The following is a 12,828-nucleotide window of genomic DNA, read 5'->3' as shown; positions in this document are numbered from 1 at the left end:
TTCAGATAACGTTCTTGTATTCACGACGTCCGACGTATGTCGGATGTGTCCGGCTGACTCCACTCTCAGGCTTCTCAACCTCAGTCCGGACCGAGGGCAAAGCCCGAAGCGTGAATGCGTTGTTATCTGAAGTTCCCCCACTTCATTGAATCGCATTCAAATTGTAGTGTTCATTTATTTCATAAAGAACTATAGTACTTAGTGCCCCATATACCTTCATTGATAATTCGGCTCTTTCTTTATCAGGTTTAGTAACATTTATCAACGTGTTTGAAATTATTAACGAAGCCAGCGGTGAGAATCCATGCTTGTCTTGCTCACTTGTTTCCCATAAATCTATTTCATTCGTTTCTTTCATAGACTCAGTGAAAAACTCTTTTATAGGTTCCGGATCAAAGTGAAACGCTGACTTGTCTCTTATATACTTTAAGTTTGTTTTCTTCAATTCCTTTATCGCTTGAGATTCTATAAATACCCATGCTTCAGCAAGAACCGAATCACAATTTATCGCTTTTTGAATTACTCCTTTACTAACAAGTTCTTCAAACTTATGCAATGTCTCACCAATTCCTGCTAATGCCATCGCCAACATAATTATGTCGTCTTGAGAAGATAAATTTGCTCTCCCAGCCTCCTCACCCATATAAAGACCCAAACATGTACGCGTAGTTGAAAGGCTGCATAATAACTGGAATAAAGCTATTTGTTTAGGATCCTGAAGATCAATTTCATTTAAATTTAGTTTCACCTTCATTGAAAAAGCCTCCAATTATTGCTCTTGATCTGGGGAATTTCAGATAACGTTAGTGTATTCACGACGTCCTACCGCCTTTGCCCGAAGGACGGCCGCGATGCGGTTAGGTGGTGGGATATGTCCGCTGAATCCTCTTCCTCGAAATGCCTCGTGCGGACCGAGGGCCGAATGGCCCGAAGCGTGAATATGGTGTTATCTGAAGTTCCCATAATCATTGATTCATTATTAGGTGTAAATAACATTAAACCCAGCCTGATAAAGATGGCTGGGTTTAATGTCTAGTCGTTAGAAATCCAAATTGTAATAATACATGTAATTATTGAAATAAAAATTGCAAGTACACCGATGAAAGTTGCGTAGTTTCCCCATTTATTAGTTGTAACGAGCGATTGTATATGCTTTGTCGAAGTGTCTATTCTTTCCTCAGAACGTTTAACTGATTCTTTTACATCTTTCATTTCATTTTCAAGTTTAACTGTTGTATCAGTAAGTGCCTTTAATATTCTCTCTTCTCTTTCTTTTGCATCCTGTCTTGCCCTTGACTCACGCTCAGTGGCTTCTTGCCGAAACCTTTCTTCTCTCGCCAATAACTCACGTTGTATTCTCTCATCTCTTTCACTTATATCTTTCTTGAAATCTCTTAAATCCTGATCAAGTCTATCAATAATCTTTTTGTAGCCTTCATCCATTGGTTCTTCACCTTCTTTTGGTGACATATCCTTGCTTGAAGAGTTCATTAAAAACGGTAAGTACGTATCAATTATTGCCGTAGAGGCTCTCCCCTCTTTAAGTTGAGGTTTGACAAATGTATTATACTCTATTCTTTTACCTTCATGTCTAATATCTTTTGGATTATTATGCTCCTCTTCTATTATGATATATCTTTTCGTTTCCAATGTACTCGATCTGTTTTTAGAGTTATAATTTTTTAAATCAACGACCTTCTCACCCATCAATTCTATCACCTTTTTTGAGTTCACTTAATCGTTCAGTGGTTTCCTCAATTATTTCAGAAATTGATTTCACGGATCTATTGGCTCGAGTAAGTATCATTTGAAGATCTTCCTCATCGTACCTCTCGATATTAGCCTTAATAAAATCCAATAGACCATTAATAATAAATGTGTAGGTACGTATATTTGCATCAAAAATATACTCTTTATTGTTTAAGTTATAAATCGTAAGCTTATCCAGTGTGTCCGGGTCATCTTGTATTCTAACGTTCATCCCGTATATGTAATCTGGGCTTAATTCCGCTTGCATTTCTAACCTTCTGCAATCATGACTAAACGTTTTATGAAGCATTCTGAATAGTTCACCATATTCATATTCAGACGTAATTGCTTCAAAATCACTCTCATCATTTTCGGTAAAAAACTCACTAATTGCTTCCCCTACAGGAGCTCCGAACATCTCATTTAAAGAACTAGCAAGATCGAAGTTTTCATATTTATGTCTAGTAATAAGTCTATCTAATGTAAACCAAAGGGCATTAATAAGATTGGGATTCTCTTTCAATTTTTTATCTAAAATATACAGCCCATTCTCTAATGCCATTGCTCCTGTAGTCATTTTATCCCCCTTGTGAATTCCAAAATAAGCCTCAAGCTTATTATAATTATCTTCTCAGGCTTTGAATATAGTTTTGTGGGAATTTCAGATAACGTTCTTGGATTCACGAACCCTCACTGCCTTAAGAGCGGCCGCGATGTGGTTAGTCAGTGCAGGGTTGTCCGGCTGAATATGCTTCTCTGCCACTGAAAATACTGCAACCGAATCCGCTTCTTATACTCCGGTCCGGACCAAGCGGCGTAGCCGCGCAGCGTGAATCCGGTGTTAGCTGATGTTGCTGTCATCTATGTATCACTTACAAATTTTTTTTCAATTATCTCTTCTATAAGATACGGTCTCCACACTCTACCAATTTCTGCATCCCCATGGATTCTACCAGCATAAATACCTAGAAATTTATTGCTAACTCCACCAGCCATAATGTAATTCCCGTTAGAAGTGTTGTAACCTCCAGTAAGTCTAAGTATAACAGGGGAACCTGACATTCCACCTCGTGTTGTTGCATCAATCAAAAATACTGGCAAATTGTCATAATTTAAATCGGGATCAGAGGCTATATGTCCTGTTTTCCAAATGGGAAAAGCAACCCCTGTAGCTATACCATATGGAAAACCAATTATTGATACTGGCATTGCAGGTTGGGCGAGCATATCAACACTAGCAAGATTAAGATCTAGTGGATATGCAGAAACCTCACTATTAATTGTCACCGGTAATGCAACAACATCAATCTTGTTTCCCATCGGATGTTCTAACCATCTCGCATTACCATCTGAATCATAAAGTTTTTCAGAGATTCTTATCCAATTACCTAAACCTCTGCTCGAATGATAAATGATTCTTACTTCGTCAGGTACAGCTCCGGTTGACGATAGTAACATTCCATTTTCTGCATTTCTACCTGAAAGAACATGCCAATTTGTTATCAAATAATTGCTGGAGTTAATGTTCACTAAAAATCCTGTTGCTGTACTCAAGACATGGTTATTAACTGCTAACTCTAGTCGCAGACTACAAGCACTTAAAGGATCAATAAATATGTTCTTTCTTGTATTCATGGAATCTCCTCCGCTATTAATCTATTCAGTTTTTTACAGCAATTTCAGTTAACGTCTTATTCACGTACTTCGTAATAATTCCATATATAGGGTATTCGCGAAACATTGGAACTATCCTGCCCGCTAGCTTCATGCTGGTAACCAGTTCCACCTCATAGTTAGATTACTGGAATGGCGGCGGTTTCGGGCTTTTTTCTTTCCTACTTCGTTTTTATCATTAATTTCCATACCGTTCCCTCACTCCGTCGCTCGATCCCCTCATTTTTTATTGAATTTACGTTTCCGAATCCAGGAGACCGATGAATTCCCGGATCGGCTGTCGTCTATGTAATCGAAAGCATGAATGAACACAAACCAATTTGAAGAAGAGGTGTATTGAAAATGGCGTTAACGTCCGCATTCACGAGCTTCAACCTGCCTGTACTCGACGTAGCACGATCGCAAGCGTTCTTCACCGGACTCGGCTTCGAGCGCAACCCGCAGTTCCCCGGGAACGAGAATTCGGCAGCCATCGTAATCGGCGACAACCTGCAGGTCATGCTGATCAAGCAAGCATTCTTTAATACGCTCACGGAGAAGGAATCCGTCGATACGAGCAAGTATGCGCAGATGACGATCGCATTGGCCTTCGAAAGCCGGGACAAGGTCGATGAAATCGTGAATACCGCGGTTTCCTTGGGCGGGCAATTGCACGCTGAACCTGAATATCATGGGTCCATGTATCATTGGGGCTTCGTGGACTTGGACGGCCATCTGTGGGCCATTAACTGCATGAACATGGAAGCGCACTAGGTTAAGGCTAACGGAGATCACGCTCGTACGAGGGTTCGCAAAGAAAGACGCCGGGCATCTTCCCCGGCGTCTTCTTCGCGATGATTAGTTTTGTTCGGTATAGGCTTTGAAATGGTCCATGATCGCTTGCCAGCCTGCTTGCTGGAATTCGACGGGATTGGAGCTCTCCGCGTCGAACGTTTCAATGACCTTCGTCTCATTCCCTTGATCGACGAAAGCAATATCCACTCTTCTTCCGTCTCCCATGGCGTAGCCGATCGCCTCATGCCGATTCACGACATCGTAGACGCCGCCAAAATCAAAGCCCATGCTGCCATCCTTCGCTTCCATTCGCGTCAGAAACTTGCCGCCGGCCCGCAGATCGTTTTCGGCTCGCGGCGCATGCCAGTCCGAGGACGCTTGATTCCACTTCGTGATGTGGTCCGGCTCGGTCCAATAGCGCCACACCTTCTCGACAGGGGCTTGAATGACGGTTTGCACGGTTACTTTCGTCGGTTGATTCGTTTCCATTATTAAAAAACACCTCTCTCCTATGAGTCGTCGTTTGGCTATCCTCAATAATATAGACGCAAGCCCATGGCGAAATTCATTGGTCCATTCGCTCAGGCAGCCCAAATCGCGAAAATAATGGCGTATGAATGAAGTTTTGAACGTGCAGGATTTGATTAGCTTTGGTTTCGATGACGTGGATGCCCCAGGGTACCAGGCCAGGGCCCGATTGGTCCGGCATATACTGGGCCAACGCCGGATAACCGCCATTCACCGTAATGGGCACGAATCGCGAACCTTCGCAATGCCAGCGAGTAAGCGAATAGAACGCGGACAACTCTTCCTTGCCGCGGATCCACATCTCGAAGGGCGGCATCGACATGCAGCCTTCCTCGTGAAACAACGCGACGAGCGCAGCGATATCGAATTGCTCAAAGGCCTCCACATACCGGGCCAGCAGCTGCTGCTCCGGTCGAACGTCCATGCTGCAGAGCTCATCCGAGCGAAGCTGCGCCCGGTCCATCGTCTCCCGTGCTCTCTGCAAGGCGCTGTTCACCGCTGCCGGCGACATCGCCAACGTTTCCGCGATCTGCTTGGAGGACCATTCGAAGACATCCTTCAAAATGAGTGCCGCGCGCTGCCGCGGAGGCAAGGTCTGCAGGAGAGCGATGAAGCACAGTCGAAGGGTCTCTCTGCGGACGAGCCGATCCGCCGGATCGTCCCCGAAGCCGGTAGACGGCCAGATCCAGGCAGAGTCTGGCAGCGTGTCGCGCGGCTCGACGATGGCGACGGCCGGATCGAACAGGTCAACGGGAAGCGCGCGCCGTTTGGATTGTCGCAGCTTGTCCAAGCACAGGTTGGAGGCAATCCGATAGACCCACGTTTTGAACGAGGAATCCTGTCTGAACGTGCTCCGGCTCTGCCAGACCCGAATACTCGTCTCCTGAACGGCATCCTCCGCATCGTCCATGGAGCCTAGCATCCGGTAACAGAACGAGGTCAAGCCCGGCTTCAAGCTTGCAAATAATGGTTCGTCAAATGCGGTCTCGTTCATCGCGGCCTCCCTTAACGATCTCCCCGAAGGGCGGTACCTTCAATATAGTTAATGAAGCGGACAGCCTCAATACCTGCGCTATTGACCGCTGGGTATCACTATTCATGAGCAAGAATGTTAATAAGTTTGCCAAACGGGTCGCGGACATAGAATCGCCGAACGCCCCAAGGTTCATCGACTGGACCATATTCGATCTGAAATCCAGCGCGTGTCATGCGTTCATAAGCAACATGGACATCATCGACTTCGATGGACAGATCAGGCGTAGGCGTGCGGGAGCCGCCTTCTGAGGCAAAACTAATTTGAATATTCATCTCCCCGGGTGAACCGTATGTTCGAATCCAACCATGATCCATCAACAAATCAAGTCCGAGGACGTCCTGATAAAAGCATTTTGCTGCCGCGATATCCCGTGTGTCTACATTGGTGACGATTCGTGTTACTTTCACATCTAACCTCCGTTCTAATCACAGACGATCCGAACTGGAAGAAACGCCCTTTATTTTACAGTAACTCATGGCAATGCGTTATTCAACTACCCTGCCCGGCGATTTCCTGGCAAGCCGTCCTCTGCTTACTCATATACCGGAGAGCTCATTCTGGAGAAAGCAAACAAAACATCGTGCAAAGCGGGTAATTCCAGGTCATGCGGAATGTCAAAGCTGTTGGAATAGATGGCATCAAGCCCTTGTTCGGAGAGAAGGGCGAATACGTCTTGAACGGAACGATATAAATTGAATTTCGGTTCCCTCGTCCGGTTGGCCATATATCGGATGATATAGGCAATGGTCGCTACTTGCTGCTGTGAAACAATCGTATCCAAGCGAGAAACATCCACCGTGTCTTTGCCCAGCTGAATCGTATTGCTGCCGACATTCACATATTCGAAGATCCGATTGCTCTCCGCATCCCTTTTGAAAGTGGTCAGAGAGTCCGTCTTCACCCATCTCTCCAGCTTCCACTGCACCTCATGCGCATCTTCTCTTTCATAGAATGCATACGTATGTTGCCTGGATGGCTTTAATTCGCGATTAAAGTTATGCAGGGTATAGTTCTTCATCATGTACACATGATCGGCCAAATCCAGATATTCACTGGTTCCGCCAATAATTAGAATGGTCGAAACCCCCGCTTTGGTATACAAATGACGGACGCGATCCGTAAAAGGGACGATGGGATCGTCTTGAATGATTTGCTTCATGCGGGAATCGCGTATCATGAAGTTGGTAGCCGTTCGGTCTTCGTCAATCAGCAATGCCTTGCATCCGAAGGATACGGCTTCGATAATATTGGCCGCTTGCGAGGTGCTTCCGCTGGCATGCTTGGAACTAAAGGCCTTGGTATTGGAATGCGGAATATCCCGTATAAAAGGCGTAATGTCCAGGGAAGTTACGCTGCGGCCATCCTCTGCAATGATTTTGCAGCTTCTCTCTTCGGTTATGCAGTACTCGCGCCCATCCCCAAGAACATGATTGTAAATGCCCGATAACATGCTGTCTAACAGCGTGCTTTTCCCTGAATAGCCGCCTCCGGTTATAACGGTCACGCCTTCGGCGATCCCCATGCCTCTAATCACAAAGCCGTCCGATAATGTAAATTCGATTTCATCTTCCGTCGGGGAAATAAAAGGAACGGCCTCGCCTAGCGGTTGGTCTCCTTTCCCCCGCGGCAGAACACTGTTATTGGCTATAAAGCTTACCAGCTTGCGCTCTTGCAATAAACTTCTGATCTCCATCTGTCTTCTATACACGGTATTAAATCGAACGCAGGCATCATGGTCGAAGAAGTCTACAAAATCTCTGATCGCCTTTCCCAATTCCTTTCTCACGATCTTCACGGATAATTTGCCTGCCACGACATTCCGTTTCTCCATCATGTGCACAGGGAAACGGATGACCATCGCGAGATTCAGCATGTCATCTTTAAGAAAACAGCTGTTGCGGGCAATGACTTTTTGATTAGGTGCATGAACGTATATTTTGCCCGTGAATTTCTCTTTCCCCGTCTTATGCTCTTGCGCCAAATCGATCTGTTCGATAAGCGAAACAAAAGCCCGCAAACAGAAGTCGGCCGTTGAACCGTCCAAAGTGCTGTCGCGGCTTTCTAGGCTTAACAGCTGTACGGGAATCCGAAGCGTAAACTTGACGAATTCAGGTTTTGATTTATGCGTTTCATTGCATACGATCGTGACTCCGTGGTAGGAATAAACGTTATCGTTCTTATATAAGGCTCTTAATGAAGTCACATCGGAGAGATCACATGAGCCTAATAATTTGATGAGTCTGTTAATAGCCATTCGCCTCCTGTTGGTTATGGCTATAATTGTGACATTTCCCCCATTTCATTACAAAGGAACGTTTTTATTTAACTGTTTTTTATCGGCTGGCCCGAGTCCGGTCAGGAGATATAGGAGCTGCGGCCTGAGCTCCTCCTAAGGCAGCGAAAAGGCAGGTTCGCTTGCGGCTCCCGACGGTTCACTTTGATCCAACTTCACCAGAGTAAAATTTCAAATAATCTTCAAAATGCTCCGTCCAATAGGATACGGAATGATCACCGGGATTGGCATGCCACTCCGCTTCAACATGCCTGCTTTTCAATAGGGCATACAGTTCCTGATCCGCTTCTGCTAGCTGATCGGAGCTTCCCGCATCGAGGTAGATGTCCACGTCATTCAGGTTGCGGCTAACGGCCAGTTTAAAAGGATCCCGCTGCTCCCGTAATGCCTCGGTGGGGAACAGCCAGTCACGCTGGTCCATATATTGATCATTATCCGTATAATCCCAGATTGCAGCGCTATGTCCCCCAATCTTACTGAAGAGGTCCGCGTGGTTAAAACCGAGGTAAAGAGCGGCGTAACCCCCCATCGAGAAGCCGCCGACATAGCGGCCTTCCCGCGAGGCGATTGTGCTGTAATGAGAATCTACGTAGGGTATGACCTCTTCTACTAAGTAGTCCTCATAATTGCCTTCATCTACGCCGCCTGGATTCACGCCTTGTCCGGGGACCGTGTTTACCGCGAAGCTATTCCCGTAATCAGGAGAAACGATAAGCATGGGCACGATAGTACCTTGTTGAACGAGACGATCGGAAACTTCGCCTAGGCCCATATTTTCAAAAACGTAATCGCGATTTCCGCCATAGCCATAAAGCATGTAAACTACCGGATACCGCGCCTTTGGGTTATAGCCTGGCGGCGTATAAACATCGAATCGCATAGTCGTCGCCAATGCCTTGCTGTCAATTTCAACGTCCTGGATGTTGGAAACGGCCTTCGCGTTACTAGTCTCCATCGAGCTTGAAGAACAACCGGTGACTACCAGACCGATTACGGGCAGTAAACAACAGGTAAGCTGCGCGATTTTACGTCGCATAAGCGAAAGCCCCTCCACTCCGCATTTGAAATTAATCTTCATGACATTTTATCCCAATTCAAGATCGCATACGCCGTTCTTCCCGATACAGCATATAACCGACAACAACTCCATATACCGCAGAAACAATATGGATCCAAGAAGGTCTTGTATCTGCTGCTTTCGTAAGCACCAGTATTGCATCGATGGCTGGCATCAGAATGGAGGTTACCATCACGACAAGCATTGCTTTTCTCATACGAAGTATCATCAAGAGCAGGAGCAAGATTCCAATAAAAAGGTCGCGATCTGCTTTGATGTATACAAGATTCTTATCCGCGGAGTCGTGAAGGGGCAAGCCGAACTCCCGTATTGCAGCTTCTGGCTGGACAAATCCTCGTATGCCTAGATACAGCATTAACAGCGTCACGACACCCGCGAGCCAAAATGTTACTGACTTTGGTCCCCAATTACGTATATTCATTCTCTACCTCCATTGAATAATAAATTGTGCATCGGTTCAAGACGAAACGAATATCGGGAGATTAACGGGAGATTAAATAGAGGGGCATCGCCGACGGCACCATCTTATTTCTTCACGATGCCCAGCAGGCGATCAACCTCCTGCGTCCAGTCGATTCCGATCGCCTTGGCATCTTGAAGCATAAGACCGGTTACGACCGACAGAAACAGAATCAATCTGCCGTAGGGATCGCCCTCCGCGAATTGTCCTTCCTGCTGCCCCCGGACGAAGATCGGAATCAACGACTCGATCGTATCCCGGGGGGAATATCGCTCGATGGCTTCCTTGGCCCTCTGGGGTACCCCTTCCGACTTTTGCGCTTGTTGAACGAGCATGAAATAATGCTTGTGGTTCTCGTCCAGCAGCCGAAGCGTGAACGCCTTCAGCTGATCAAGGGGCGAACCTGGCAATTGCCCCATATTCCGAATGGCGTCCTGGGATTCTTCGATCGCCTCTTCCACGAGAAGCGCGAAGATTTCGTCTTTGGATTCGAAATATTTATACGTCAGCCCTTGGCTGATGCCCGCTTCCTCGGCGATCAAGCTCATCTTCGTTCCGGCGAGCCCTTTCTCCGCGAAAACTTTAAGCGCAGCTCGCTTGATATGAGCTTTGCGTTCATCGTGTACTTGTTCGGATTGCGCTTTTCTTGCCATGGTCATCCTTCTTCCCTTCTGCGTGTCGCCCCGTCAATTATGCTTCCGATGCGCGAGTTTGCCATTCGCTAACTTCCCAAAGCTTTTTCGCCGCTTCCATGCTCCGGGCTTGCGCCGACTGTGTCCCCACCCGCTTATCGGCGTAATAACAGCCGCTCTCCAGGTTGTTGACATCGGTTTCCGCCAGCCATACAAGGGTCTCCGCGCCTTTCTCGGGCGTACGGGCGAATCTCATCATGGCGGCAGTCGTCATCCGGGCCATCCAGCCGTTGTCGCGATTGAAATTCGTAGCGACGAGTCCGGGATCAAAGCAATACGCAGCCACATTCGTGTCCTTCATACGCTGTGCCAGCTCGGCGGTAAACAAGATGTTCGCTAGCTTGGTCTCGCCGTATCGAAAATTAGGACCGCCCTTCAGTTTTCCCAGAAACCCAAAATAACGCTTGCCGCTCAAGTCATCGAAATCGATCCCTTTCATGGCCATCTTATGGCCGTGGGACGACGTTGTAATGACACGGGCATGTTCACTCATCGCAAGTCTATCCAGGAGCAGCGTCGTGAACAAGAATGGCGCGATATGGTTGACCGCCAGCGTCATCTCGATTCCGTCTTCCGTCATCGTATGATGAACGAACATGGCACCTGCATTATTGATCAAAATATCAATCTTCGGACATTTCGCCAAAATTTCGTCCGCCGCACGGCGGATCGACCGCTGGGACGATATGTCGGCGATGAAAACGTCCACCGTAACCCGATTGCCGCAGGAAGCCCGGATCTGTTCGGCCACCGCTTTCGCTTTGGCTGCATTACGCGCAACGATACCCAAATTCGCCCCTCTGGCAGCTAACTCTTGTGCGGCTGCCAAACCGATGCCGCTCGTCGCACCGGTAATCACCACGTATTTCCCGCTTAGGCTGCGACCGTTCGCCTGTCGAATTCCGCTCATTTTGAATGCCTCCTATTAATTAAATGAACCGTTCATTTAATTAAATTATATAGAGGATCCATTCATCTGTCAACGGTGCGGATGCCTTGCATTCATAATGGGCGCGAGAGAACACAACCGCTGCCCGCAATTCCCCAACTCGTAACAATTCGGCTACGTCTGCGCCACACTTTGGCAATAACTTTCCGTTATCCTGAATTTCGGACAACTACCTTCCGAAATGAGGAACGAACATGAAGAAAATCGCATGGACCTTGACAAGCCTGGTCTGCTTACTCGCCGCTTGCAGCGGCAACAGCTCCCAAGGGACGGAAGTACCGGTGACGGAACCCGCTTCGCCTTCGCAAGCCCCTTTGGAAAGCGAGCATGCTTCCGAACCTGTCACATTAACGTTCGCCACCTATTATTTGAGCGATCGGATGAAGACGGCCGTAACGAAATACGAATCCTTGCATCCCGACGTAACGATACGGCTTCAAGCAACGCCGTCTTACGGGAAGGATTTGGACGAAGCGGCGGCTAACAGGGAGAAGTTCCTGACCGGCGCGAATACGGCCATCTTGGCCGGCAAAGGCCCTGACCTGGTGGAGCTGGATATATTGCCCATGGAGGCTTATGCGAATCGTCATCTGCTCGTCAATTTGCAAGACATGATGTCAAGCGATATATCGTTTCGCGCGCAAGATTACTTCACCAATATCCTGGATAACGCGAGAGTGAACGACGGATTGTACGGCATGCCGTTATACTTCTACCTGGACGGATTGCTTGGCAATAAATCGGCCATCGACAAGACGGGCGTGCCGATTGACGACAGTAATTGGACGTGGAACGATTTCATAGCCGCAGCCAAGCAGTTGAAGCAGAAAGGCGAGATCGCAAGCGCGTTGATTACCGAGCCTTCCATCCTGCTGAGCGAGATGACCGCCGATAATTTCACTCGGCTCGTTAAGGAGAAGAACGGTGAGCGCGCGTTTGATTCCGATTCGTTCATCGAACTGATTCATGACGTGCAGGCCATGATCGATGACGGCTTGCTGTTCGACATGGCCGCGGACGGCGGCGGCAGGGGCAGCGCGGCCACCTTGAACGCGAAGGCGTATTTCAACGCATGGCCGATCGATTCGTTCGAGAGCTATTTATTGAACGGCTTTGCCGAGCAAACGAAGCTATATACGCTGCCCCATCCGCACGAATTAGGCGCTGGCGGTTATTTCTCCACTTTCGGCATGGTCGGCATCAACGCGAACTCCCCGCATAAGCAGGAAGCGTGGCAATTTCTCGCCTTTCTCATGGATGACGAAGCGAAGTCGCTTACCGCTGCCGATACTAATACGAATATCGGCTTCCCGATCAACAAGCTCGCGTACGATGGGCAAGTCGAGCAATTGAAAGAAGCGGGTACGATTCAATCGGACGTTCATCCCGAAGCGATCGTCGACACCGAGAAACTGGATCAATTAAAAGGCTCTCTGTCGGAAGCCGTTCATTGGGTGCGGACGCCTTCCAAAATAGATGAAACGATCATGAACGAATCCAAAGCCTATTTCAGCGGCCAGAAATCGGCCGAAGCCGTCGCGAAGCTCGTTCAGAGCAAAATCGATCTCATCCTCAATGAGTAATCATTATGTATG

General features: G+C 47.5%; 14 protein-coding genes. 2 read left to right on the top strand and 12 right to left on the bottom strand.

Going from position 1 to position 12,828, the window contains the following annotated elements:
* Positions 1-142 precede the first annotated feature (142 nt).
* The 4 genes from GXP70_RS16045 to GXP70_RS16030 form a co-directional block, all read right to left on the bottom strand.
* On the bottom strand, positions 143-754 hold the full coding sequence (locus tag GXP70_RS16045) for a hypothetical protein (RefSeq protein ID WP_162357754.1): 612 nt from the start codon (positions 752-754) through the stop codon (positions 143-145).
* A gap of 278 nt (positions 755-1,032) precedes the next feature.
* Positions 1,033-1,707, bottom strand: coding sequence for a hypothetical protein (locus GXP70_RS16040; RefSeq protein WP_162357753.1), 675 nt, complete (start codon positions 1,705-1,707; stop codon positions 1,033-1,035).
* The gene (locus GXP70_RS16035; protein WP_162357752.1) at positions 1,700-2,326 is read right to left on the bottom strand and encodes a hypothetical protein; all 627 of its coding nucleotides are present in this window, start codon (positions 2,324-2,326) and stop codon (positions 1,700-1,702) included. The genes GXP70_RS16040 and GXP70_RS16035 overlap by 8 nt, the downstream gene beginning before the upstream one ends.
* Positions 2,327-2,610: 284 nt before the next feature.
* Positions 2,611-3,384 carry a S1 family peptidase gene (locus GXP70_RS16030; protein ID WP_162357751.1) on the bottom strand — a complete coding sequence of 258 codons (774 nt, stop codon included), beginning with the start codon at positions 3,382-3,384 and terminating at the stop codon, positions 2,611-2,613.
* A gap of 381 nt (positions 3,385-3,765) precedes the next feature.
* On the opposite strand from GXP70_RS16030, the gene GXP70_RS16025 reads away from it, so the two are divergent.
* Entirely contained in the window at positions 3,766-4,176 is a 411-nt protein-coding gene (locus GXP70_RS16025; RefSeq protein WP_162357750.1) for a VOC family protein, read from the top strand.
* Between the two features lie 84 nt (positions 4,177-4,260).
* On the opposite strand, the gene GXP70_RS16020 is transcribed toward GXP70_RS16025, so the two are convergent.
* The 8 genes from GXP70_RS16020 to GXP70_RS15985 form a co-directional block, all read right to left on the bottom strand.
* Positions 4,261-4,686 (bottom strand): SRPBCC family protein, encoded by a 426-nt coding sequence (locus GXP70_RS16020; RefSeq protein WP_162357749.1) that lies wholly within the window; start codon positions 4,684-4,686, stop codon positions 4,261-4,263.
* 76 nt (positions 4,687-4,762) lie between these two features.
* A complete protein-coding gene (locus GXP70_RS16015; RefSeq protein ID WP_162357748.1) occupies positions 4,763-5,719 on the bottom strand; it encodes a sigma-70 family RNA polymerase sigma factor in 957 nt (318 codons plus the stop codon).
* Positions 5,720-5,817: 98 nt separating this feature from the next.
* On the bottom strand, positions 5,818-6,168 hold the full coding sequence (locus GXP70_RS16010) for a VOC family protein (protein WP_162357747.1): 351 nt from the start codon (positions 6,166-6,168) through the stop codon (positions 5,818-5,820).
* 125 nt (positions 6,169-6,293) lie between these two features.
* Positions 6,294-8,015 carry a P-loop domain-containing protein gene (locus GXP70_RS16005; RefSeq protein WP_162357746.1) on the bottom strand — a complete coding sequence of 574 codons (1,722 nt, stop codon included), beginning with the start codon at positions 8,013-8,015 and terminating at the stop codon, positions 6,294-6,296.
* Between the two features lie 178 nt (positions 8,016-8,193).
* Positions 8,194-9,132, bottom strand: a complete 939-nt coding sequence (locus GXP70_RS16000; RefSeq protein ID WP_162357745.1) for an alpha/beta hydrolase — start codon at positions 9,130-9,132, stop codon at positions 8,194-8,196.
* 16 nt (positions 9,133-9,148) lie between these two features.
* Positions 9,149-9,553 carry a DUF4267 domain-containing protein gene (locus tag GXP70_RS15995; protein ID WP_162357744.1) on the bottom strand — a complete coding sequence of 135 codons (405 nt, stop codon included), beginning with the start codon at positions 9,551-9,553 and terminating at the stop codon, positions 9,149-9,151.
* A 104-nt stretch (positions 9,554-9,657) separates the two neighbouring features.
* Positions 9,658-10,251, bottom strand: a complete 594-nt coding sequence (locus tag GXP70_RS15990) for a TetR/AcrR family transcriptional regulator (RefSeq protein WP_162357743.1) — start codon at positions 10,249-10,251, stop codon at positions 9,658-9,660.
* Between the two features lie 31 nt (positions 10,252-10,282).
* The gene (locus GXP70_RS15985; RefSeq protein ID WP_162357742.1) at positions 10,283-11,194 is read right to left on the bottom strand and encodes an SDR family oxidoreductase; all 912 of its coding nucleotides are present in this window, start codon (positions 11,192-11,194) and stop codon (positions 10,283-10,285) included.
* A gap of 233 nt (positions 11,195-11,427) precedes the next feature.
* On the opposite strand from GXP70_RS15985, the gene GXP70_RS15980 reads away from it, so the two are divergent.
* Entirely contained in the window at positions 11,428-12,816 is a 1,389-nt protein-coding gene (locus GXP70_RS15980) for an ABC transporter substrate-binding protein (protein WP_162357741.1), read from the top strand.
* Positions 12,817-12,828 lie beyond the last annotated feature (12 nt).

Source organism: Paenibacillus lycopersici (assembly GCF_010119935.1).
In the GTDB taxonomy this organism is placed as follows: Bacteria; Bacillota; Bacilli; order Paenibacillales; family Paenibacillaceae; genus Paenibacillus_Z; species Paenibacillus_Z lycopersici.
Note: the sequence above shows the minus strand (reverse complement) of the source record. Positions and strands in the feature narration are given on the sequence as shown.

Coding starts and splice junctions, on each gene's coding strand:
- GXP70_RS16020 (WP_162357749.1), bottom strand. CDS start 4,686: ATGGAAACGAATCAACCGACGAAAGTAACCGTGCAAACCGTCATTCAA.
- GXP70_RS15990 (WP_162357743.1), bottom strand. CDS start 10,251: ATGACCATGGCAAGAAAAGCGCAATCCGAACAAGTACACGATGAACGC.
- GXP70_RS16030 (WP_162357751.1), bottom strand. CDS start 3,384: ATGAATACAAGAAAGAACATATTTATTGATCCTTTAAGTGCTTGTAGT.
- GXP70_RS16025 (WP_162357750.1), top strand. CDS start 3,766: ATGGCGTTAACGTCCGCATTCACGAGCTTCAACCTGCCTGTACTCGAC.
- GXP70_RS16040 (WP_162357753.1), bottom strand. CDS start 1,707: ATGGGTGAGAAGGTCGTTGATTTAAAAAATTATAACTCTAAAAACAGA.
- GXP70_RS16045 (WP_162357754.1), bottom strand. CDS start 754: ATGAAGGTGAAACTAAATTTAAATGAAATTGATCTTCAGGATCCTAAA.
- GXP70_RS16035 (WP_162357752.1), bottom strand. CDS start 2,326: ATGACTACAGGAGCAATGGCATTAGAGAATGGGCTGTATATTTTAGAT.
- GXP70_RS16000 (WP_162357745.1), bottom strand. CDS start 9,132: ATGAAGATTAATTTCAAATGCGGAGTGGAGGGGCTTTCGCTTATGCGA.
- GXP70_RS15980 (WP_162357741.1), top strand. CDS start 11,428: ATGAAGAAAATCGCATGGACCTTGACAAGCCTGGTCTGCTTACTCGCC.
- GXP70_RS16015 (WP_162357748.1), bottom strand. CDS start 5,719: ATGAACGAGACCGCATTTGACGAACCATTATTTGCAAGCTTGAAGCCG.
- GXP70_RS15995 (WP_162357744.1), bottom strand. CDS start 9,553: ATGAATATACGTAATTGGGGACCAAAGTCAGTAACATTTTGGCTCGCG.
- GXP70_RS15985 (WP_162357742.1), bottom strand. CDS start 11,194: ATGAGCGGAATTCGACAGGCGAACGGTCGCAGCCTAAGCGGGAAATAC.
- GXP70_RS16005 (WP_162357746.1), bottom strand. CDS start 8,015: ATGGCTATTAACAGACTCATCAAATTATTAGGCTCATGTGATCTCTCC.